Raw genomic sequence first — 20,856 nt, 5'->3', positions numbered from 1 at the left:
GGCACGATGAGACTCACTCTGCGCAAAGCCTCCCTGCCGGAGGCCGGGTCCGGCACGCTCGGCCCGGCCAAGGTCGACGCGCGCACCAAGGCGCTGACCAAGCGGCTCCAGCCGGGGGACGTCGCGGTGATCGACCACGTCGACATCGACCGCGTCGCCGCCGACGCCCTCGTCGCGGCCAAGCCCTCCGCCGTCCTCAACGCCGCGAAGTCCGTCTCGGGGCGCTACCCGAACCTCGGCCCCGACGTCCTCGTCGAGGCGGGGATCGTCCTGGTCGACGACCTCGGCCCGGCGATCATGGCCGTCCCCGACGGCCGCGAGCTGCGGCTCGACGGCGGCAAGGTCTACCTGGGCGACGACCTCGTGGCGGAGGGCGTCCTCCAGAGCGAGGAGACCGTCGCGCGCAGCCTGGAGGAGGCGCGCGCCAACCTCTCGGTCGAGATCGAGTCGTTCGCCGAGAACACGATGAACTACCTGCGGCGGGAGCGCGACCTGCTGCTCGACGGCGTCGGCGTCCCGGACATCCGCACGCCGATCGACGGGCGGCAGGTGCTCATCGTGGTGCGCGGCTACCACTACCGCGAGGACCTCGCGACGCTGCGCCCCTACATCACGGAGTACCGGCCGGTCCTCATCGGCGTGGACGGCGGCGCGGACGCGATCCTCGACGCCGGCTGGAAGCCCGACATGATCGTCGGCGACATGGACTCGGTGTCCGACCGCGCGCTGAGCAGCGGCGCCGAGGTCGTGGTGCACGCGTACCGCGACGGCAAGGCGCCGGGGCTGGAGCGCGTCCAGGAGCTCGGCGTCGAGCCGGTCGTGTTCCCGGCGACGGGCACGAGCGAGGACATCGCGATGCTCCTCGCGGACGACAAGGGCGCCGAGGTCATCGTCGCCGTGGGGACGCACGCCACCCTCGTCGAGTTCCTCGACAAGGGCCGCGCGGGGATGGCGAGCACGTTCCTCACCCGGCTGCGCGTCGGCGGCAAGCTCGTCGACGCGAAGGGCGTCTCGCGCCTGTACCGGCACCGGATCTCCAACCTCCAGCTCTGGCTCCTGTCGATCGCGGGGCTCCTCGCCGTCGTCGCGGCGCTGTGGTCGACGGCGGCGGGCCAGACGTTCTTCGGGATCGTGGGCGCCCGGTTCGACGACCTCTGGTCGTGGATCGGGTCGCTCTTCGCGGGCGGCGGCTGACCCCGACCGGGCCGTCGTCACCGTCGGCCCGCGCGCCGGTCGCTCCCGACCGCGCTCGACCCGCGCTCCCTGACCTTGCCAGCACGCAGCAGCCCGAACCGAAGGACACCACCGCACAGTGATCGACTTCAGGTACCACATCGTCTCGTTGATCTCGGTCTTCCTGGCCCTGGCCGTCGGGATCATCCTCGGCGCCGGCCCGCTCCAGGGCGCCATCGGCGACCAGCTCACCGGGCAGGTGGAGCAGCTGCGCAGCGAGCGCAACGAGCTCCGCGACCAGCTCGACGAGGCGAACGTGACGCTCGGCGACGACTCGCGGTACATCGAGGCGGCAGGGCCGCAGCTCGTGGCCGGGTCGCTCCAGGACCGTCGTGTCGCCGTCGTCGACCTGGACGGGGCGGACAACGAGCGGGACGACGCGATCGCCGAGCAGCTCGAGACGGCCGGCGCGTCGGTCGTCGGCCACGTCCGACTGACGGACTCGTGGACGAGCCAGGACGAGGAGAGCGCGCGCCAGACGGTGGCCGAGGGCCTCGGGGAGAAGCTGGGCGAGGTCCCGCAGGACGCGACCCCCGATCAGCGGCTCGCCCGCGCGCTCGCGCTCGCGCTCACCGGTGCCGCCCCGACGAGCTCCGAGGAGCGCAGCCCGGAGGCGATCGAGCTCGAGGCGCTCCTGGAGCGTTTCGCGCTGGTCGACGTGGTGTCCGAGCAGACCCTGCCGGCCGACGTCGTCCTGCTGCTGGGCGGGCCCGCCCCCGAGCAGGCCGCTCCGGCGGCCGAGGGGGAGGAGGCGCCCGCGCCCGACACGTACGTCGTCGACATCGAGGTCCAGGTCGCCGTCGCCGCCCAGGAGGTCGCCGAGGCGGCGCTCGTCGCCGGCCCGACGGCGGTGAGCGGTGACGTGGTGTCGACCATCCGGGCGAACGACGACCTCGCCGCGTCGCTCTCCACCGTGAGCGGGATCGAGGCGGAGCCGGGCCGGATCAACGTCCCGCTCGCCCTCGCGGCGCGCATCGCGGACCAGGTCGGGCAGTTCGGGTTCGAGGAGAGCGCGACGGCGGTTCTCCCGCCGGCCGTCGAGCTCCCGCCGGTGACGCGCACGACGTCCTCCGACGCGGGCGCCCAGGACGCCGCCGCGGGCGACACCGCGGGGGGCACCCCGGGCGACACGGAGGACGGCACCACCGCCGACGTCGAGCAGACCACCGCCGGCGCGGGGGAGGGCTGACGTGGGGCGCGCGCTGCGGACCCTCGCCGCGGCCCGGGTCGCCGCCGTCGTGACCGCGACGGCGCGGCGCGCGGCCGGGTCGCGCCCGCCGGGCGGCGCCGGGCGCTGGACGCGCACCAACCACCGGGGCGAGCCGATCAGCCTGCTCGAGGGCCCGGCGGTCGCGGCCGGCCTCGTCGCCGGGACGCTCGCGGCGGGGGGTGACGCCCGCACGCGCGGCGCGGTCGCCCTCGCGACGGCGAGCGCGGGCGCGTTCGGCCTCGTCGATGACCTCGCGGAGGACACGTCGACCCGGACGAAGGGCCTGCGCGGGCACCTCGGCGCGCTCGCCGAGGGTCGCGTGACGACGGGCGCGATGAAGATCCTCGGGATCAGCGGCGTCTCGCTCGTCGCGGCGGCGATCGGGACGCGTCGCACGGGCGGGGCGTTCGGCCACCTCGTGGACGTCGGCGTGAACGGCGCGCTCATGGCCGGCACGGCCAACCTGCTCAACCTCCTCGACCTGCGCCCGGGCCGCGCGCTCAAGGCCGCCGGGGCGGCGTCCCTGCCCTACCTCGGCTCCTCCGCGGCCCCGACGACGGGCGCAGTCCTCGGGGCTGCCGTCGCCGCGGCTCCCGGTGACCTGGGCGAGCGCGACATGCTCGGCGACTGCGGCGCGAACGCGCTCGGCGCCGCGCTCGGCTCCCAGGTCGCGTTCGCCGCGCCCCGCGCGGTGCGCTGGCTCGCGCTCGCGGGCGTGGTGGGCCTGACCCTCGCGAGCGAGAAGGTGAGCTTCTCGAAGGTCATCGAGGGCAACGACGTGCTGCGGCGCGTGGACTCGTGGGGCCGGCGCCCCGCGTGAGCACGCGGGCGGGGCGGCTGCGCGCCGCCACGGGCACCCTGGCGGGCGCCGCCGCGATGATCACGCTCGTGACGATCGCGAGCCGGCTCGTCGGCTTCGCGCGGTCGCTCGTGCAGTCCGCGGCGGTCGGTACCGAGGGCGTCGGGTCGGCGTTCACGGCAGCGAACCTCCTGCCGAACGTGCTGTTCGAGGTCGCGGCGGGCGGAGCGCTCGCGGGGGCGGTCGTCCCGCTCCTCGCCGGGCCGATCGTCCGCCGGTCGGGCACCGAGGTCTCGCGCATCGCGTCGGCCCTGCTCGGGTGGACGCTCGTCGTGCTCGTCCCCCTCGGAGGGTTGCTCGCGCTCCTCGCGCAGCCGATCGCCCTGCTCCTCATGAGCGAGCACCCGGAGCTCGTCGACGTCACCGCGACGTTCGTGCGGGTGTTCGCGCTCCAGGTCCCGCTCTACGGGCTGGCGGTCGTGCTCGGGAGCATCCTGCAGGCGCACAAGCGCTTCTTCTGGCAGGCGTTCTCGCCGCTGCTGTCGAGCCTCGCGGTCATCGTGGTCTTCCTCGTCTTCGCCGGCCTCGCGGATGACCCGAAGGACGTGGCCGCCGTGTCGGGGGACGCCATCGCGTGGCTGGGCTGGGGCACGACGGCGGGCGTGGCGGTCCTCGCGTTGCCGCTCGTCCTCCCGGTGCACCGGTTGGGCGTCCGGCTGCGCCCCACCCTGCGGTTCCCGGGCGGGGAGGCCGTCCGGGCGCGCAACCTCGCGTTCGCGGGGGTCGGGGCGCTCGTCGCGCAGCAGCTCTCGGTGCTGGCGATCATGGGAGCCGCCTACCGGTACGGGCCGGAGCAGACCTTCCCGACGTACTGGTTCGCGCAGCAGGTGTACCTGCTGCCCTACGCGGTGCTGGCTTTCCCGCTCGCGACGAGCGCGTTCCCGCGCCTCGCCGAGCACGTCGCGCACGCGCGCCACGACGCCTACCGGCGCCTCCTCGCGACCACGACGCGCACCCTGCTCGTGGTGGCAGGCCTGGGCGCCGCGGCCCTGATCGCGGCGTCCGCGGCCGTGGAGGCCGTGTTCGCCGTCATCGCGAAGGGCTCGGTCACGGGCCTCGGGGGTGCCGTCGCGGGCATGGCCGTCGGCATCGTCGGGTTCTCGCTGATCCTCCACCTGTCGCGCGCGCTGTACACGATCGACCGCCAGCGCGTCGCGGTCGTCGTGACCGCCGCGGGGTGGCTCGTCGTGGCGGCGACGGCGTACGTCCTCCCGGCCGTGACCGGCGTCCGGGACCAGGCGGGGGTCCTGCTCCAGCTCGGCCTGGCGACCGCGGTCGGCATGTCGGTCGCGGGCGCCGGGCTGCTCGTCGCGACGCGCCGTCGCGCGGGGCCCGAGGCGACGCGCGGGGTCCCGCGGACCCTCGTGGTCGTCGCCGTGGGCGTGGCCCTCGGTGCGCTGGCGGGCTCGGCGGTCTCGGGCGCTCTCCTGCCCGACGGCGCGGGCTGGCTTCCTGCGGTCGGGGTCGGGGCGCTCGCGGCGCTCGTCGCGGGCACGGTCGTCGTCGGGGTGTCGCTCGCGGGGGACCGCGCGGCCCTGCTCGGCGTCCTGCGTCGGGGCCGGGCGGGCGGCACGCCCCCGGAGGACGAGCCGGCCTCGTAGACGTGGTGCGTCGCACTGCCCGGTCCGCGTGCCGTCGTCGGGCACGCTGTTAGGATGGAGTTCCGTGGCAGACCTCCTGAACCGGCCCTCCTCCCGCCTCAACGCCTCGGGCGCACGCACCGAGCACCGCACCGCGCACGTCTTCGTCACCGGCGGCGTCGCCTCCTCGCTCGGCAAGGGCCTCACGGCATCCAGCCTCGGTCGTCTGCTCCGCTCGCGCGGCCTGCGCGTCACCATGCAGAAGCTCGACCCCTACCTCAACGTCGATCCCGGGACGATGAACCCGTTCCAGCACGGCGAGGTGTTCGTCACCGAGGACGGCGCCGAGACGGACCTCGACATCGGTCACTACGAGCGCTTCCTCGACGTCGACCTCGAGGCGACCGCGAACGTCACGACCGGGCAGGTCTACTCCCAGGTCATCGCGCGCGAACGGCGCGGCGAGTACCTGGGCGACACGGTCCAGGTCATCCCGCACATCACCGACGAGATCAAGTCGCGCATGCGTGCCCAGGCCGGTGAGGACGTCGACGTCATCATCACCGAGATCGGCGGCACGGTCGGCGACATCGAGTCCCAGCCGTTCCTCGAGGCCGCGCGCCAGGTGCGCCACGAGCTCGGCCGCGACGACGTCTTCTTCCTCCACGTCTCGCTCGTGCCGTACATCGGCCCGTCCGGCGAGCTCAAGACGAAGCCGACGCAGCACTCGGTCGCGGCGCTGCGCTCGATCGGTATCCAGCCGGACGCGATCGTGCTCCGCGCGGACCGCGTGGTCCCCGAGCCGGTCAAGCGCAAGATCGCGCTCATGTGCGACGTCGACAACGAGGCCGTCGTCAACGCGGTCGACGCGCCGAGCATCTACGACATCCCGCGCGTGCTGCACTCCGAGGGGCTCGACGCGTACGTCGTGCGCCGCCTCGGCCTGCCGTTCCACGACGTCGACTGGGACGGCTGGAGCCAGCTCCTCGAGCGCGTGCACCAGCCCGCCCACCGGGTCGAGGTCGCGCTCGTCGGCAAGTACATCGACCTCCCGGACGCGTACCTCTCCGTCACGGAGGCGCTGCGCGCCGGCGGGTTCGCGAACGACGCGAAGGTCACGATCCGCTGGGTCGCGTCCGACGAGTGCCAGACCCCCGAGGGCGCCGACGACGCGCTGCACGGCGTGGACGCGGTCCTGGTGCCCGGCGGGTTCGGCGTGCGCGGCATCGAGGGCAAGCTCGGCGCGCTGCGCTGGGCGCGCGAGAACAAGGTCCCGACGCTCGGGATCTGCCTCGGCCTCCAGTCGATGGTCATCGAGTACGCGCGCAACGTGCTCGGCATCGACGACGCGTCGTCGACCGAGTTCGACCCCGGCACCTCCCACCCCGTCATCGCGACGATGGAGGAGCAGCTCGCGATCGTCGGCGGCGACGGGGACCTCGGCGGCACGATGCGCCTCGGCTCGTACGAGGCCGCGCTGGCACCCGGCTCGGTCGTCGCCAAGACCTACGGGTCGGAGCGCGTCTCGGAGCGTCACCGCCACCGCTACGAGGTGAACAACTCCTACCGCAAGCAGCTCGAGGAGGCGGGGCTCGTGATCAGCGGGACGTCGCCCGACTCGTCGCTCGTCGAGTTCGTCGAGCTCCCCGCGGACGTGCACCCGTACTACGTGAGCACGCAGGCGCACCCGGAGTTCAAGTCGCGCCCGACGCGCTCGCACCCGCTGTTCACCGGCCTCATCCGCGCCGCGCTCGAGAACCAGGCGGACTGAGTGGGCACCGAGGCGGGCGTTCCGTCGGCCACGGAGCGCCCCACGGTCGACGCGCTCGCGCCGCGCCCGGTCGCCGAGACGTCGGTCGTGCACCACGGTCGCGTCTTCGACCTCCGCTCCGACGTCGTCGAGCTCGACGACGGGCGCGTCACGCGGGAGTACCTCGACCACCCGGGCGCCGTGGCGATCGTCGCGCTGGACGACGACGAGCGCGTGCTCCTGCTGCGCCAGTACCGTCACCCCGTCCGGCGCGAGCTGTGGGAGGTGCCGGCAGGCCTCCTCGACGTCGTCGGGGAGGACGGGCGGCTCGCCGCGGCCCGCGAGCTCGCCGAGGAGTCCGACCTCCAGGCCGCGCGCTGGGACGTCCTCGTCGACTACTTCACGACGCCGGGCGGCTCCAACGAGGCGCTGCGCGTCTTCCTCGCGCGCGACCTCTCGCCCGTCCCCGAGGGTGAGCGGTTCGAGCGTGAGGCCGAGGAGCGCGACATGGAGCTGCGGTGGGTGCCCCTCGACGAGGCGCTGCGCGGCGTCCTCGCGGGCGAGCTGCACAACCCCTCTGCGGTCGTCGGGATCCTGGCCGCCGCCGCGTCGCGCGCGGGCGGCTGGGCGTCGCTGCGTCCGGCCGACGCGCCGTGGCCGGAGCGCCGCGGCGGCTGACGGTCCAGAGCCACCTGTCGGAACCGCCTCGGGTAGGGTCCGCGGGCGCGGGCTCACCTCTTCCCGACCTCGTCGCCGTCCCCGCCGCCCAGGGCTGGTCGGACGCGGCGGACCGGGCCCGGGCGACGGTGCCCGGCCTCGTGCCGCTCGGGTGGACGCCGTTGACGTTCCGCGAGCCCCGGACCGCCCCGACCGACGGCTCTGCCGGTGTCGTCGACGAGGGAGGGCGACGCGTCCCGCGCGACACACCGACTGCACCGTCGGCGCGTCGCCGTCGTCCGGCGCCAGCCTTCCTCGGGGGCCTTTGCACGCGCAGGCCCGAGGGCGCGACGACGTCGCGCCGGGTGATCGTGCTAGCGTCGGGTCTGATCGTGCACCGAGCCGAGGAGGTGAGCCCCGTGAACGCTGTGTCCGTACCGGGCGCTCCCTCGCTGCGCACGACCGCGCGACGGCCGTAGTCGTCGTCGGGAGCGCTCGCCGCACCATCGCGAGAGGCGACTCCCTTGCGCACCACCACACCTTCTTCTGCACCGGGCACCGCGCCCGCAGGTTCCTCGCTCCCTGATCCCACGACCTCCGGCGCCGTCCCGACGACGGGCGGGCGCGCCCTCGTCCTCGGGGGCGGTGGATCGACCGGCAACGCGTGGCTGATCGGCGTCGTCGCCGGTCTGGCCGACGCCGGGCTGGACGTGTCCACGACGGCCGATCTGACGGTCGGGACGTCGGCCGGGTCGACGACGGCAGCACAGCTCGCCGGCGCGACGCCCGCGGAGCTGTACGCCGCCGCTCTCGTCGCGCCGACACGCCCGCAGGCGGGGCCGGGCGGCCCGGCCGCGGGCGTGGACCGCACGCGACAGGCGGCAGACCAGTTGGCGCGGACGGCCGCGGTCATCGCCGGTGCCCGGGACGCAGCGGACATGCGCCGCCGGCTCGGGGAGGCGGCGCTCGCGCTGCCCGGGTCGTCGGACGAGGCCGTGCAGGCCCGGTGGCGGGCCACCGTCGCCGCACGGCTGCCGAGACCGTCCTGGCCTCGGACGGCCGTCCTTCTCACCGCCGTCGACGCGCGGACCGGTGAGCCCGCGGTCTTCGACCGGCAGAGCGGGGTGGACCTCGTCGACGCCGTCGCGGCGAGCTGCGCGAGCGGGTTCGCCTACCGGGTCGGGGAGGGGCAGTACCTCGACGGCGGATATCGCCGCAACGAGAACGCGGACCTGGCGGCGGGGCACCGGCGCGTGCTGGTGCTGTCGCCGTTCGGGGGCCGGACGCGGGCGCCGCTGGGCTGGGGCCTCCAGCTCTCGGCCCAGGTCGACGAGCTGCGGGGGCGGGGGAGCGAGGTCGAGGTGATCGTCCCGGGGCCCGCGGCCGACCACCTGTTCGGCCCGCAGGCCATGGACCTGTCGCTCCGGCCGGCGGCGGCCGAGGCCGGGTACGAGCGGGGCACCGCGCTCGCGGAGCGCGTGGCCGCGCTCTGGCGCTGACTGGCGCCGACTGGCGCTGGCGGGCGCTGACGTAGCGGTGGCTCGGGCCGCTCAGGCCCGGGTCACCGCCCGCTCAGGCGCGGGTGCGAGTCGTCAGGACGACCCGCGTGGAGCCGGCGACGAGGAGCGCCGAGCCGAGCATGTGCAGGCCGACGAGGAGCGCGGGCAGGCCCGTGAAGTACTGGACGTACCCGATCAGTCCCTGGCCCAGGGTGATCGCGAGCAGGATCCAGGCCGCCCGGCGCACTTGCCGCGGCCCGCGGCGGACGCTCACGAGGTACGCGACGAGGACGGCGACGAACACCCACACCGCCCACGCGTGGAGCTTGCTCATGAGCGCGGGGTCGACGGCGAAGCGGTAGCCGACCTCCTCGTCGCCGCTGTGCGGGCCGGCGCCCGTGACGATGACGCCGAGGACCACGACGACCGCGGTGAGCCCGTACAGGGTCCAGGCGAGCGCGCGCGGGCGTGGCGCGACCGTCGGGACGGGCGGCCCGTCGCCCTCCCCGGACCGGTGCAGGAGGAGCAGCGAGACGGAGACGAGCGCGGCCGACACGACGAAGTGCAGCGACACCCACCCCGGGTGCAGGTGCAGCAGGACGATCACGCCGCCGATGACCGCCTGCGCGGCGACGCCGAGCAGGGGGACGGCGCCGAGGAGCCGGTAGGACAGGATGCGCGAGCGGTCCGTCCACACGAGCACGAGGGCCGCGATCGCGATGACGCTCAGCACCCCGGTGAGCGTGCGGTTCCCGTACTCGATGAACTGGTGGTACGTCGTCTCGGGGTGGAACTTCGCCGCGAACTGCCCGGGCTCGCACTGCGGCCAGGTCGAGCACCCGAGCCCCGAGCCCGTGAGCCGCACGGCACCGCCCGTGACGATGATGCCGATCTGCGCCACGAGGTTCGCGACGAGCACCGGCCGGGTCCAGCGGCGCAGCGGCGCGAGCCGGTCCGGGCGCGCGGCGCCGTCGCCGGAGGCGGCGCCTGCGGGGCTGTCGGCGGGAGCGGGGTCGAGCGCGGGGGGCGGGGTGCTCACGGTCCCACGGTATCGGGACGACGGCGCAGCCCCGGAATCCTGCGGGTGTGAGATGGGCCCGGGGCTCAGGTCCAGCGGAAGAGCTTGCCCGCGCCCCAGCCGAGCGCGGCGGTCCAGCCCAGCAGCACGACGACGGAGAACGGCGGCACGGAGCCGTCGAGCAGGGCGCCGCGCATCGCCTCGCCCAGCGCGCCCGACGGCAGCAGGAGCGCGACGTGCTCGAGCGGACCGGGGAGCTGGTCGGCCGGGACGAGGACGCCGCCACCGACGGTGAGCAGCACGAGCACGAGGTTCGCCACCGCGAGCACGCCCTCGGCGCGCAGCGTCCCGGCGAGCAGCATCGCGAGCGACGTGAACGCCGCGGTCCCGAGCAGCACGGCGAGCAGGGCCGCGGGGATCCCCGCGGGGTCGGGCTGCCATCCGAGCGAGAGCGCGACGGCCGTGATCACGACGACCTGCACCACCTCGACCGCGAGGACGCCGAGCACCTTGCCCGCGAGGAGGCCGCCGCGGCCCAGGGGAGTGGTGGACATGAGGCGCAGGACGCCGTTGCGCCGGTCGAACGCCGTCGCGATGGCCTGGGACGTGAACGCCGTCGACATCACGGCGAGCGCGAGGACGCCGGGCGTCACGAAGTCGACGCGCGAGGCCCCGCCCGTGTCGAGGTCGACGAACGACGTGAGCACGAGCCCGAGCAGGAGCATCACGGGCAGGATGATCGTGACGAGGAGCTGCTCGCCGTTGCGCAGGATCATGCGCGTCTCGAACGTCGTCTGCGCCACGACGCGGCGCCACGCGGGCGCGGCGAGCTCGGCGGCCACGGTCGGGGACTCGGACGTCGTCGGCGGGGTCGTGCTCATCGCAGGTGCCGTCCCGTGAGGTCGAGGAACACGTCCTCGAGCGTGCGGCGGCCCACCGTGACGCGCGAGGCGAGGACGCCGCGCGCGGCGAGCCACGTCGTCAGCGTCACGAGCGTCGCGGGGTCGGCAGGCCCGGTGAGGGTGTACGAGCCGGGCTGCGGCTCGGCGACGGCCCACGCGCTCGGCGCGGCGCCGTCGGGCAGGCCCACTCCGGCGAGCGCGCCGCTCAGGCCGCCGAGGTCGAGCGCCGGCGTCGCCTCGAAGCGGACGGTGCGGTCCGCCGCGCCGTCGGCCCCGGTCTCGAGCAGGTCGCGGGTCGCGCCCGCGGCGATGACCTTCCCGTGGTCGACGACGTACACGTGGTCGGCGAGGTCCTCCGCCTCGTCCATGAGGTGCGTCGTGAGGACGATGCCCACGCCCTCGGCGCGCAGCTCTCGCACGAGCTCCCACACGGCGTGCCGGCTCTGCGGGTCCATGCCCGCGCTCGGCTCGTCCAGGAAGACGACCTCCGGCCGGCCGACGATCGCCGCGGCGAGCGCGAGCCGCTGCCGCTGCCCGCCCGACAGCCGCCGGACGGTCGTGCGCGCGAAGCTCTCCAGCCCCAGGCGCTCGGTGAGCTCGCCGACGTCGCGCGGCCGCGCGTACATCGACGCGACGTGCCGCAGCATCTCCAGCGCGCGCACGCCCGTCGGGAGCCCGCCGTCCTGGAGCATGACGCCGACTCGCGGGCGCAGGTCGCGCGCGTCGGTCAGCGGGTCGAGCCCGAGGACCTCGACCCGCCCGGCGTCGGGGGAGCGCAGGCCCTCGCAGCACTCGACGGTCGTGGTCTTGCCCGCGCCGTTGGGACCGAGCACCGCGGTGATCGCGCCGCGCTCGGCGGTGAGGGACACGCCGTCGACGACGGCACGACCGTCGTAGCGCTTCACGAGGTCGTGCACGAGCACGGCGGGGGCGGGCACCCGGCCGATTCTAGGGGGCGGGCCCGCCGCGGACGGCCCTCGCCCGGCCCGGACCGTGCGGGTGTCGCGTACGCCACATCTCGGCACCCCAGGGGGTGGTCTGAGGGTCGCCTTGCTTGCGTTCGGGCAATTAGGGAACAACCATGTTGTCTATATCGGTTCCAGATCTGTCACCCCGTGTCAGGCAGCGCCACGCGCACGCGCGCCCACGGGACGAACCACGGGAGGTGAGCATGGCCGCAGGACCCGTCCGACCGGACGCGCTGCGCCCTGCCACCCCGGCGGGCGGGCAGACCGTCGTTCCCGCCGCCGACGCCGACCGCCGCACGCGCGAGCGCGTGCTCGAGCTCGTGGCGAGCGCGGGCCCCGTGAGTGCCGCCGACCTCGCCGCCACGCTCGGGCTCACGCCTGCCGCCGTGCGGCGCCACCTCGCCCTCCTCGAGGAGGACGACCTCGTCGCCGTGCACGACGCCGGGCACCCGACCGGCCTGCGGGGCCGCCCCGCACGACGCTACGTGACGACGTCGGCCGGCCAGGGCGAGCTCAGCGGCACCTACGCCGATCTCGCGACGCAGGCGCTGCGGTACCTGCGCGACGTCGCCGGGCCGGACGCCGTCGAGCGGTTCGCGCAGGACCGGCTCACCGAGCTCGCCGACCGCTATGCCGGCCGGCTCGACGCGGACGACGTCGAGGGGCGGGCCGCCCAGCTCGCGGCGGCGCTCGCGGACGACGGCTACGCGGCGAGCGTGCGCCCCGTGCCCGGCACCTCCGCGGTGCAGCTGTGCCAGGGCCACTGCCCGGTGCAGCACGTGGCCGAGGAGTTCCCCCAGCTCTGCGAGGCGGAGGCGCAGGTCTTCGCCAAGCTGCTCGGCTCGCACGTGCAGCGCCTCTCGACGCTCGCGACGGGCGCGCACGCGTGCACGACGAACGTCCCGGTGGGCATGCCCGTCCCGGTGCCCGCACCGCGGGCGGCCCGCCCTCTCCGAGACCACGACGGCCATGCTCACGCAGGCCACGACCACGACGTCCGGGCGCGCGGTCGCCCGACGTCGGGCGAGACCTGACCCGAGGGGCGCACCGCCGCCCCGAGGCACGCACGACACCCCCCCGCACGAACCTTGTACCGACTGCCCCCGCCCGCACACGACGGACAGTGGAAGGACGACCATGAGCGCTCCCACCCAGGACGCCACCGGCACGGCCCAGCCGACCGGTGAGAAGCAGACCGACGACGAGATCATCGCCTCGATCGGTGCCTACGGATACGGCTGGCACGACAGCGACGCCGCCGGCGAGGCCGCGCAGCGCGGCCTGTCCGAGGACGTCGTGCGCAACATCTCGGCGCTGAAGGACGAGCCCGAGTGGATGCTCAAGACGCGGCTCAAGGCCCTGCGCCTCTTCGACAAGAAGCCCATGCCGAGCTGGGGCTCCGACCTCACGGGCATCGACTTCGACAACATCAAGTACTTCGTGCGCTCCACGGAGAAGCAGGCCGCCTCGTGGGACGACCTGCCCGAGGACATCAAGGAGACGTACGACAAGCTCGGCATCCCCGAGGCGGAGAAGCAGCGCCTCGTCGCAGGCGTCGCGGCCCAGTACGAGTCCGAGGTGGTCTACCACCAGATCAACGAGGAGCTCGAGCGCCAGGGCGTCATCTTCCTCGACACGGACACCGCGCTGCGCGAGCACCCGGAGCTCTTCCAGGAGTACTTCGGCACCGTCATCCCGTCGGGCGACAACAAGTTCGCGGCGCTCAATTCGGCCGTGTGGTCGGGCGGGTCGTTCGTCTACGTGCCGCCGGGCGTGCACGTCGAGATCCCGCTGCAGGCCTACTTCCGCATCAACACGGAGAACATGGGCCAGTTCGAGCGGACGCTGATCATCGCGGACGAGGGCTCGTACGTGCACTACGTCGAGGGCTGCACCGCGCCGATCTACTCGTCCGACTCGCTGCACTCCGCGGTCGTCGAGATCATCGTCAAGAAGAACGCGCGCGTGCGGTACACGACCATCCAGAACTGGTCGAACAACGTGTACAACCTCGTGACCAAGCGGGCGACCGCGGCCGAGGGCGCGACGATGGAGTGGGTCGACGGCAACATCGGCTCCAAGGTCACCATGAAGTACCCGGCGATCTACCTGCTCGGCGAGCACGCGCGCGGCGAGACGCTGTCGATCGCGTTCGCGGGCGAGGGCCAGCACCAGGACGCCGGGGCCAAGATGGTCCACGCTGCGCCGCACACGTCATCGTCCATCGTGTCGAAGTCGGTGGCGCGCGGCGGTGGCCGCACGTCGTACCGCGGGCTGGTCCAGGTGCTCGAGGGCGCCTCGCACTCGGCCTCGACCGTGCTGTGCGACGCGCTGCTCGTCGACCAGATCTCCCGGTCCGACACCTACCCGTACGTCGACGTCCGCGAGGACGACGTGTCCATGGGGCACGAGGCGACGGTCTCGCGGGTGAGCGAGGACCAGCTGTTCTACCTCATGTCCCGAGGCATGGAGGAGACCGAGGCGATGGCCATGATCGTGCGCGGGTTCGTCGAGCCCATCGCGCGCGAGCTGCCCATGGAGTACGCGCTCGAGCTCAACCGCCTCATCGAGCTGCAGATGGAAGGGTCCGTCGGCTGATATGACCACCACCACCATTCCCGAAGAGGCCGGTCTGACCACCGACCACTCGCGCGCGCAGGCCGACGGGGCGCACTCCCACGGCGTCGTGCCCCAGGGCTCGCGCGCCGAGCGGCTCACGTCGTTCGACCTCGCCGACATCCCCGTGCCCTCCGGGCGCGAGGAGGAGTGGCGCTTCTCGCCCGTCGCGCGCCTCGCGCCGCTGTTCGACGCGAAGCTCGTCGGGCAGAGCGGCGGCGGCGACGTGCGCGTCACGGTCGTCGAGGCCCCCGAGGTCGAGGTCGCGATCGTCGGCCGCGACGACGAGCGCCTGGGCACCGCCGGCAAGCCCGGCGACCGCACCGCCGTCACGGCGTGGAACGCGTTCGAGCAGGCCACGGTCGTCACCGTGCCCAAGGAGGCCGTGGCGTCCGACGTGACGTCCGTGCGCGTCGAGGGTCACGGCTCCACGCCGACCGCGAGCCACATCCTGGTGCGTGCGGAGCGGCACTCGGAGGCCGTCGTCCTGCTCGACCACGTCGGCACCGCGACGCTCAACGAGACGGTCGAGATCGTCGTCGAGGACGGCGCGCACCTCACGGTCGTGTCCGTCCAGGACTGGGCTGACGGCGCCGTCCACGCGTCGTCGCACCGCGCCCGCATCGGGCGCGACGCGCGGCTCAAGCACGTGGTCGTGACGCTCGGCGGCGACGTCGTGCGCGTCACCCCGGACGCGGAGTTCACCGCGGAGGGCGGTGACGTCGAGATGGTCGGCCTCTACTTCGCCGACGCGGACCAGCACCAGGAGCACCGCCTGTTCGTGGACCACGCCGTCCCGCGCTGCAAGTCGCGCGTCACGTACAAGGGCGCGCTGCAGGGCGAGGGGGCGCACGCGGTGTGGGTGGGCGACGTGCTCATCCGCGCCGAGGCCGAGGGCACCGACACCTACGAGCTCAACCGCAACCTCGTCCTCACGGACGGCGGGCGCGCGGACTCGGTGCCGAACCTCGAGATCGAGACGGGCGAGATCGAGGGCGCGGGGCACGCGTCCGCGACCGGCCGGTTCGACGACGAGCAGCTCTTCTACCTGCAGGCCCGCGGCATCCCGGAGGCCGAGGCGCGCCGCCTCGTCGTTCGTGGCTTCTTCGCGGAGCTCATCCAGGAGATCGGCGTCGCGTCGGTCGAGGAGCGCCTGCTCGAGGCGATCGAGCGCGAGCTGAGCAAGTCCATGTCGATCATCGACGGGAGCGCCGAGCTCGCCGAGGCGACCGCGTGACTGCACAGCCCGCCTGCACGACGTCCGACCTCGGCCCGGAGGAGGCGCTCCGCGTCGAGCTCCCGGCCGAGGACGGGCGCGTCGTCGAGGTCGCGGTCATCCGTGACGGCGACGGCGACTGGCACGCGATCTCGGACATCTGCTCCCACGGGGCGGTGTCCCTGTCGGACGGCGAGGTCGAGGGCTGCTTCGTCGAGTGCTGGCTGCACGGCTCGCAGTTCGACGTGCGGACCGGCATGCCGACCGCGCTGCCCGCGATGCGCCCCGTGCCCGTGTATCCGGTGACGGTCGACGGCGAGCAGGTGCTCGTCGACGTCGACCGCGTCGTCGCTCCCACCTGACCCACATCCTGAACCGGCGCCCCGCGCGCGCCCCACGGCTCACCAGAACCTCTTGGAGAAGAACCACATGTCCACTCTCGAGATCCGCGACCTGCACGTCAGCGTCGAGACCAAGGAAGGGCCCAAGCCGATCCTGCGCGGCGTCGACCTGACGATCGCCAGCGGCGAGGTCCACGCCATCATGGGCCCGAACGGCTCGGGCAAGTCCACGCTCGCCTACTCGATCGCCGGCCACCCCAAGTACCAGGTCACCAGCGGCACCGTGACGCTCGACGGCGAGGACGTCCTCGCGATGAGCGTCGACGAGCGCGCCCGCGCGGGCCTGTTCCTCGCCATGCAGTACCCGGTCGAGGTCCCCGGCGTGTCCGTGTCCAACTTCCTGCGCACCGCGAAGACCGCGATTGACGGCGAGGCCCCCGCGCTGCGCCACTGGGTCAAGGACGTCAAGGGCGCCATGGAGCGTCTGCGCATGGACGACTCCTTCGCCGAGCGCTCGGTCAACGAGGGCTTCTCCGGTGGCGAGAAGAAGCGCCACGAGATCCTCCAGATGGAGCTCCTCAAGCCGAAGTTCGCCGTCCTCGACGAGACCGACTCGGGCCTCGACGTCGACGCGCTGCGCATCGTGTCCGAGGGCGTGAACCGCGTCCACGGCGCGACCGACGCGGGCATCCTGCTCATCACGCACTACACGCGCATCCTGCGCTACATCAAGCCGGACTTCGTCCACGTCTTCGTCGACGGCAAGGTCGCCGAGGAGGGTGGCCCGGAGCTGGCCGACCGCCTGGAGGAGGGGGGCTACGACCGCTACCTCCCGGGCGCCGTCGAGTCCGCCTCGGCCGCCTCGGCCTGAGCGGTAGCACCACCTCTGAGGAGACGACCATGACGACCACCGCGCACAGCTCCCCCCTGACGGCGACCGAGCTCGCCGCCGTGCGAGCGGACTTCCCGCTGCTCGAGCGCACCGTGCGCGGTGGTCGTCCGCTCGTCTACCTCGACTCCGCGGCGACGTCGCAGAAGCCGCAGGTCGTCCTCGACACCGAGGTCGACTTCTACGAGGAGCGCAACGCGGCCGTGCACCGCGGCGCGCACCAGCTCGCCGAGGAGGCGACCGAGGCGTTCGAGGACGCCCGCGCGGACGTCGCGGCGTTCGTCGGCGCGCGCCCGGGCGAGATCGTCTGGACGTCCGGCGCGACGGCCGCGATCAACCTCGTCGCGTACGGGATCTCGAACGCGACGCTCGGTCGCGGGGGAGAGGCGGCCCGCCGCTTCGCGCTCGCGCCGGGCGACGAGATCGTCATCACCGAGGCGGAGCACCACGCGAACATCGTCCCGTGGCAGGAGCTCGCGGCCCGCACGGGCGCCGTCCTGCGCTGGTTCGAGGTGGACGACGACGGGCGCGTCCGCGTCGAGGACGCCGCGACCGTCATCACGGAGCGCACGCGGATCGTCGCGTTCGCGCACGTGTCGAACGTGACGGGCGCGATCACCCCCGTCGAGCCGATCGTGGCCCGGGCCCGCGAGGTCGGGGCGCTCACCGTGCTCGACGCGTGCCAGTCCGTGCCGCACCTGCCGGTCGACCTGCCCGCGCTCGGCGTCGACTTCGCCGCGTTCTCGGCGCACAAGATGCTCGGGCCCACGGGCGTGGGCGTGCTGTACGGGCGGCGCGAGCTGCTCGAGGCGCTGCCGCCCGTGACCACCGGCGGGTCGATGATCGAGGTCGTCACGATGACCGAGTCGTCGTACATGGCGCCGCCGCAGCGGTTCGAGGCGGGAACGCAGGCCGTCGCGCAGGTCGTCGGGTTCGGCGCCGCCGCGAAGTACCTGCACGAGCTCGGCATGGACGGCGTCGCGGCGCACGAGCACGAGCTGGCTGCCGAGCTGCTGCGCATCGGGGAGATTCCCGGGGTGCGGATCATCGGCCCGCGCGAGCCGGCCGACAGGCTCGCCGTCGTGTCGTTCGTCGTGGACGGCGTGCACGCGCACGACGTCGGCCAGGTGCTCGACGACGCGGGCATCGCCGTGCGCGTCGGTCACCACTGCGCCCAGCCCCTGCACCGCCGCTTCGGCATCGCCGCCACCGCGCGCGCGTCCGCGTCGGTGTACACCACGCGCGAGGACGTCGACGCGTTCCGGGAAGCATTGGCCGGGGTGCGCGCGTTCTTCTCGGTGGACTGAGAGAGGACCCGATGAGCTCGATCGAGCAGATGTACCAGCAGGTCATCCTCGACCACGCGAAGACCCCGCACGGCCGGGGCCTGGTCGAGGTGGCGGACGGCGCGGCGAGCGGCCAGTCGCACCAGGTGAACCCCACGTGCGGTGACGAGGTGACGCTGCGCGTCGAGCTCGCCGGCGACACGATCGACCGCGTGAGCTGGGAGGGGCAGGGGTGCAGCATCTCGCAGGCGTCTCTGTCCGTGCTCACCGACCTCGTCTCGGGCCGGCCCGTGACCGAGGCCGAGCACCTCGGCGAGGTCTTCCGCGAGCTCATGGGCTCGCGCGGCAAGGGCCTCGACGAGGCCGCGGAGGACGAGCTTGGCGACGCCACGGTGTTCACCGGCGTCTCGCAGTACCCTGCGCGCATCAAGTGCGCCCTGCTCGGCTGGGCCGCGCTGCGCGACTCGCTCGTCACCTCGGGCGCCCTGAGCACGCCGGGCGACGCATCAACCGCAGCAGCTTCCGACGCGGCGCTCGCCGCGCGGGGAACGACGGAGGAGAACCGATGACCACCGAGACCGGCGCGCCCGCCGAGGGCGCCACGCCCAGCCCGCCGAACGTCGCCGACGTCGAAGAGGCGATGCGCGACGTCATCGACCCCGAGCTCGGCATCAACGTCGTCGACCTCGGCCTCGTCTACGGCATCCAGATCGACCAGAACAACCACGCCGTCATCGACATGACCCTCACGTCCGCGGCGTGCCCGCTGACCGACGTCATCGAGGACCAGTCCGCACAGGCCCTCGAGGGCCTCGTCGACGGCTTCCGCGTCAACTGGGTCTGGATGCCGCCGTGGGGCCCGGAGAAGATCACGACGGACGGCAAGGAACAGCTCCGCGCGCTGGGCTTCAACGTCTGACGATCCCTCCCGTCCGTCCACGACGCCGCGTCCCCTCGGGGGCGCGGCGTCGTGCTGTCTCCGGCCGTTCGGCCCGCGGGCCGCGGCCCGCGGACGTGCCGCCCCGGACCGCCGCTGCTCACGATCCGATTGCGATCCTTCCGGTGCGTTGACGAGGACTGTCCTGAGTGTTGGGATATGTGCGCCCACACCACTTTTCGGAGGATGACGTGACACAGCAGGACCAGACCGGCGCGGGCGGTTCCCCGCGGCAGGTGCGCTATCGCGGCCGGCACCTCCCGATGGTCGCCGTGGTCATCGCGGCGACGATCGCCACCGCGCTGGCGTACAGCGGCATGGTCCTGTTCGGGCTCGAGGTGGCGCACATGTCGCCGCTCGAGGCGTACGGGCTCGCGGGCTTCCTCGAGATCAGCCTCGTCGCCGTGGCGCTCATGGCGCGCAACGCGGCGCTCGAGGGCCGCCCGTACGGCGTCCTCCTCGCGCTCACGTGGGTGCTCTCGGGCACGTCGGGCCTGTTCGCCGCGCTGCACGAGATCGCCGTCCCGACGGCGAGCACCCCCTACATGGTGGTGTTCCGGTTCGTGCCGCCGCTGGTGGCCGCGCTCATGTGGCACCTCGCCCTCGTGGGGGAGCGGCACATGGTGACGGGTCACACGCTCGAGGAGCGTCGCCGTGAGCTGCGCGTCCACGGCTACGTCTCGGCCCTGGAGCAGTGGCGGGACGCGCGCGCCGACAGCGCTGGCTCGGCCGGGGACCTGCGCAAGGTCCGCGCCGCGCACGAGCGGCAGCGCGCCGCGCGCGACGCCGCGCTCAAGCTGCTCACGGTCGAGGACTTCGAGCGCCGCATGCAGGTCTGGGTCGACCGCCTGGAGGCCGCGGAACGCCACGGCAACCGGCTCGACCTCATCGGGGCGAGCTCGGTGAAGCGCGGCACCGCGCGCGGGTCGGCCGAGGCCGCCGGGCCGACCGAGGCGGCGGCAGTCCTCGTGGCCCGGACCGCCGCGCCGACCGCGACGCTCGTCGAGACGCACCGGCAGGAGACGCTCGCGCTGGAGTCCGCGCGCGACACCGAGACGCGCACGGAGACCCCGACGCCCGACGAGCGGGCCCGGGACCTTCCGGCCGCCGAGCCGAGCCAGGAGAGCCCGGCCGCCGTCGCTCCGACCGAGGCGCCCGCCGTCGAGCGGGACGTCGAGCCGGACCGGGAGCCGGAGCTGGAGCCGGAGATCGAGCCTGCGAGCGAGGCGAACGACGAGAAGCCCTACGCGCCGGAGACGGCGTTCGAGGCGCTCCCCGACCTCGAGGCGCGGGTGAAGGAGCTGTTCGGGCGTCCGCTCCCCTGGGACCAGCCGGTCCCGGAGGACGACAGCGCGGCACCGGTCGTGGAGCCCCCGGCCGTGACGGGCCACACCCGGCGCGTCGAGGTCTTCGACCTCGTCGGCAGCACGAACGGCGCGTCGGCCGCGGCGACGGAGGCGGACGACGGCTCGCTCGGCGAGGACCCGACCGCCGAGCGTGACCGCCGCATCGTCGAGCTCGCCCGCCAGGGCATGAACCAGCGCGAGATCGCCCAGAAGGTCTCGGCGTCGCGGTCGACCGTGAGCCGGGTCGTGCGTCGCTACGAGGACCAGCGGCCCCTCGCGGACGACGACCGCGAGCTCGCGAACGCCTGACGCACGGGGTCGCACGGTCGTCCGGCCACCGTGGCCGACGTCCGACGCGCCCCCACCCGACGCCGCGTCCCCGCCCCGGGGGCGCGGCGTCGTGTCGTCCTCGTCGCAGCGGGCGCGCACCTGATGGCCTTCGATGGGGGTACTGAGGACCTTGGTCCCAGACGGCTGATGTGGTCAGACCACCTCCCCTAGGGTCGGGGCAGGGCACCGGTCGCACCCGGACCGGGCCCTCGACGCAGC

At 73.9% G+C, this 20,856-nt stretch carries 19 protein-coding genes; 16 read left to right on the top strand and 3 right to left on the bottom strand.

Annotation, left to right across the window (positions count from 1 at the left end; all coding sequences use genetic code 11):
- The first annotated feature begins 6 nt into the window (after positions 1 to 6).
- From steA to CCE02nite_RS15560, 7 genes are all read left to right on the top strand, one after another.
- Positions 7 to 1,194 (top strand): putative cytokinetic ring protein SteA, encoded by a 1,188-nt coding sequence (steA, locus tag CCE02nite_RS15590; protein ID WP_141390557.1) that lies wholly within the window; start codon positions 7 to 9, stop codon positions 1,192 to 1,194.
- Between the two features lie 118 nt (positions 1,195 to 1,312).
- Entirely contained in the window at positions 1,313 to 2,422 is a 1,110-nt protein-coding gene (locus CCE02nite_RS15585) for a copper transporter (RefSeq protein ID WP_141390556.1), read from the top strand.
- Position 2,423: 1 nt separating this feature from the next.
- Positions 2,424 to 3,263: a hypothetical protein gene (locus tag CCE02nite_RS15580; RefSeq protein WP_141390555.1), complete on the top strand. Its 840-nt coding sequence runs from the start codon at positions 2,424 to 2,426 to the stop codon at positions 3,261 to 3,263.
- Entirely contained in the window at positions 3,260 to 4,903 is a 1,644-nt protein-coding gene (gene murJ, locus CCE02nite_RS15575; protein ID WP_255318896.1) for a murein biosynthesis integral membrane protein MurJ, read from the top strand. The genes CCE02nite_RS15580 and murJ overlap by 4 nt, the downstream gene beginning before the upstream one ends.
- Before the next feature lie 76 nt (positions 4,904 to 4,979).
- Positions 4,980 to 6,653, top strand: a complete 1,674-nt coding sequence (gene pyrG / locus CCE02nite_RS15570) for a CTP synthase (protein WP_255318902.1) — start codon at positions 4,980 to 4,982, stop codon at positions 6,651 to 6,653.
- Positions 6,654 to 7,310 (top strand): NUDIX domain-containing protein, encoded by a 657-nt coding sequence (locus CCE02nite_RS15565; protein WP_141390553.1) that lies wholly within the window; start codon positions 6,654 to 6,656, stop codon positions 7,308 to 7,310.
- Between the two features lie 503 nt (positions 7,311 to 7,813).
- A complete protein-coding gene (locus tag CCE02nite_RS15560) occupies positions 7,814 to 8,788 on the top strand; it encodes a patatin-like phospholipase family protein (protein WP_141390552.1) in 975 nt (324 codons plus the stop codon).
- 73 nt (positions 8,789 to 8,861) lie between these two features.
- On the opposite strand, the gene CCE02nite_RS15555 is transcribed toward CCE02nite_RS15560, so the two are convergent.
- The 3 genes from CCE02nite_RS15555 to CCE02nite_RS15545 all read right to left on the bottom strand — a co-directional run bounded on the left by CCE02nite_RS15555 (position 8,862) and on the right by CCE02nite_RS15545 (position 11,646).
- Positions 8,862 to 9,827 carry a COX15/CtaA family protein gene (locus CCE02nite_RS15555; RefSeq protein ID WP_141390551.1) on the bottom strand — a complete coding sequence of 322 codons (966 nt, stop codon included), beginning with the start codon at positions 9,825 to 9,827 and terminating at the stop codon, positions 8,862 to 8,864.
- A 65-nt stretch (positions 9,828 to 9,892) separates the two neighbouring features.
- Entirely contained in the window at positions 9,893 to 10,687 is a 795-nt protein-coding gene (locus tag CCE02nite_RS15550) for an ABC transporter permease (protein WP_141390550.1), read from the bottom strand.
- Positions 10,684 to 11,646: an ABC transporter ATP-binding protein gene (locus CCE02nite_RS15545; RefSeq protein WP_141390549.1), complete on the bottom strand. Its 963-nt coding sequence runs from the start codon at positions 11,644 to 11,646 to the stop codon at positions 10,684 to 10,686. The genes CCE02nite_RS15550 and CCE02nite_RS15545 overlap by 4 nt, the downstream gene beginning before the upstream one ends.
- A gap of 233 nt (positions 11,647 to 11,879) precedes the next feature.
- Here CCE02nite_RS15545 and CCE02nite_RS15540 point away from each other — a divergent pair, with 233 nt between their 5' ends.
- From CCE02nite_RS15540 to CCE02nite_RS15500, 9 genes are all read left to right on the top strand, one after another.
- Positions 11,880 to 12,710 carry a helix-turn-helix transcriptional regulator gene (locus CCE02nite_RS15540; protein ID WP_141390548.1) on the top strand — a complete coding sequence of 277 codons (831 nt, stop codon included), beginning with the start codon at positions 11,880 to 11,882 and terminating at the stop codon, positions 12,708 to 12,710.
- A 103-nt stretch (positions 12,711 to 12,813) separates the two neighbouring features.
- Positions 12,814 to 14,274: a Fe-S cluster assembly protein SufB gene (gene sufB / locus CCE02nite_RS15535; protein ID WP_141390547.1), complete on the top strand. Its 1,461-nt coding sequence runs from the start codon at positions 12,814 to 12,816 to the stop codon at positions 14,272 to 14,274.
- A gap of 1 nt (position 14,275) precedes the next feature.
- A complete protein-coding gene (gene sufD / locus CCE02nite_RS15530) occupies positions 14,276 to 15,529 on the top strand; it encodes a Fe-S cluster assembly protein SufD (protein ID WP_141390546.1) in 1,254 nt (417 codons plus the stop codon).
- Positions 15,526 to 15,870: a non-heme iron oxygenase ferredoxin subunit gene (locus CCE02nite_RS15525; RefSeq protein ID WP_047234320.1), complete on the top strand. Its 345-nt coding sequence runs from the start codon at positions 15,526 to 15,528 to the stop codon at positions 15,868 to 15,870. The genes sufD and CCE02nite_RS15525 overlap by 4 nt, the downstream gene beginning before the upstream one ends.
- A gap of 67 nt (positions 15,871 to 15,937) precedes the next feature.
- A complete protein-coding gene (gene sufC, locus CCE02nite_RS15520) occupies positions 15,938 to 16,720 on the top strand; it encodes a Fe-S cluster assembly ATPase SufC (protein ID WP_141390545.1) in 783 nt (260 codons plus the stop codon).
- A 29-nt stretch (positions 16,721 to 16,749) separates the two neighbouring features.
- The gene (locus CCE02nite_RS15515) at positions 16,750 to 18,045 is read left to right on the top strand and encodes a cysteine desulfurase (protein ID WP_141390544.1); all 1,296 of its coding nucleotides are present in this window, start codon (positions 16,750 to 16,752) and stop codon (positions 18,043 to 18,045) included.
- An 11-nt stretch (positions 18,046 to 18,056) separates the two neighbouring features.
- The gene (gene sufU / locus CCE02nite_RS15510) at positions 18,057 to 18,593 is read left to right on the top strand and encodes a Fe-S cluster assembly sulfur transfer protein SufU (protein WP_141390543.1); all 537 of its coding nucleotides are present in this window, start codon (positions 18,057 to 18,059) and stop codon (positions 18,591 to 18,593) included.
- Positions 18,590 to 18,943 carry a metal-sulfur cluster assembly factor gene (locus CCE02nite_RS15505; RefSeq protein WP_141390542.1) on the top strand — a complete coding sequence of 118 codons (354 nt, stop codon included), beginning with the start codon at positions 18,590 to 18,592 and terminating at the stop codon, positions 18,941 to 18,943. The genes sufU and CCE02nite_RS15505 overlap by 4 nt, the downstream gene beginning before the upstream one ends.
- 209 nt (positions 18,944 to 19,152) lie before the next feature.
- Positions 19,153 to 20,616, top strand: a complete 1,464-nt coding sequence (locus CCE02nite_RS15500; protein WP_141390541.1) for a helix-turn-helix domain-containing protein — start codon at positions 19,153 to 19,155, stop codon at positions 20,614 to 20,616.
- Positions 20,617 to 20,856: the final 240 nt, after the last annotated feature.

The sequence above is a fragment of the Cellulosimicrobium cellulans genome, assembly GCF_006539945.1.
In the GTDB taxonomy this organism is placed as follows: Bacteria; Actinomycetota; Actinomycetes; order Actinomycetales; family Cellulomonadaceae; genus Cellulosimicrobium; species Cellulosimicrobium cellulans.
The sequence above is the reverse complement of the archived record's forward strand: the minus strand, read 5'-3'. Positions and strand labels throughout refer to the sequence as shown.

Excerpts from the sequence above, each read along its gene's own strand:
- sufU (WP_141390543.1), top strand. The coding sequence starts at position 18,057 with ATGAGCTCGATCGAGCAGATGTACCAGCAGGTCATCCTCGACCACGCG.
- CCE02nite_RS15505 (WP_141390542.1), top strand. The coding sequence starts at position 18,590 with ATGACCACCGAGACCGGCGCGCCCGCCGAGGGCGCCACGCCCAGCCCG.
- sufC (WP_141390545.1), top strand. The coding sequence starts at position 15,938 with ATGTCCACTCTCGAGATCCGCGACCTGCACGTCAGCGTCGAGACCAAG.
- sufD (WP_141390546.1), top strand. The coding sequence starts at position 14,276 with ATGACCACCACCACCATTCCCGAAGAGGCCGGTCTGACCACCGACCAC.
- CCE02nite_RS15515 (WP_141390544.1), top strand. The coding sequence starts at position 16,750 with ATGACGACCACCGCGCACAGCTCCCCCCTGACGGCGACCGAGCTCGCC.
- CCE02nite_RS15540 (WP_141390548.1), top strand. The coding sequence starts at position 11,880 with ATGGCCGCAGGACCCGTCCGACCGGACGCGCTGCGCCCTGCCACCCCG.
- CCE02nite_RS15550 (WP_141390550.1), bottom strand. The coding sequence starts at position 10,687 with ATGAGCACGACCCCGCCGACGACGTCCGAGTCCCCGACCGTGGCCGCC.
- steA (WP_141390557.1), top strand. The coding sequence starts at position 7 with ATGAGACTCACTCTGCGCAAAGCCTCCCTGCCGGAGGCCGGGTCCGGC.
- sufB (WP_141390547.1), top strand. The coding sequence starts at position 12,814 with ATGAGCGCTCCCACCCAGGACGCCACCGGCACGGCCCAGCCGACCGGT.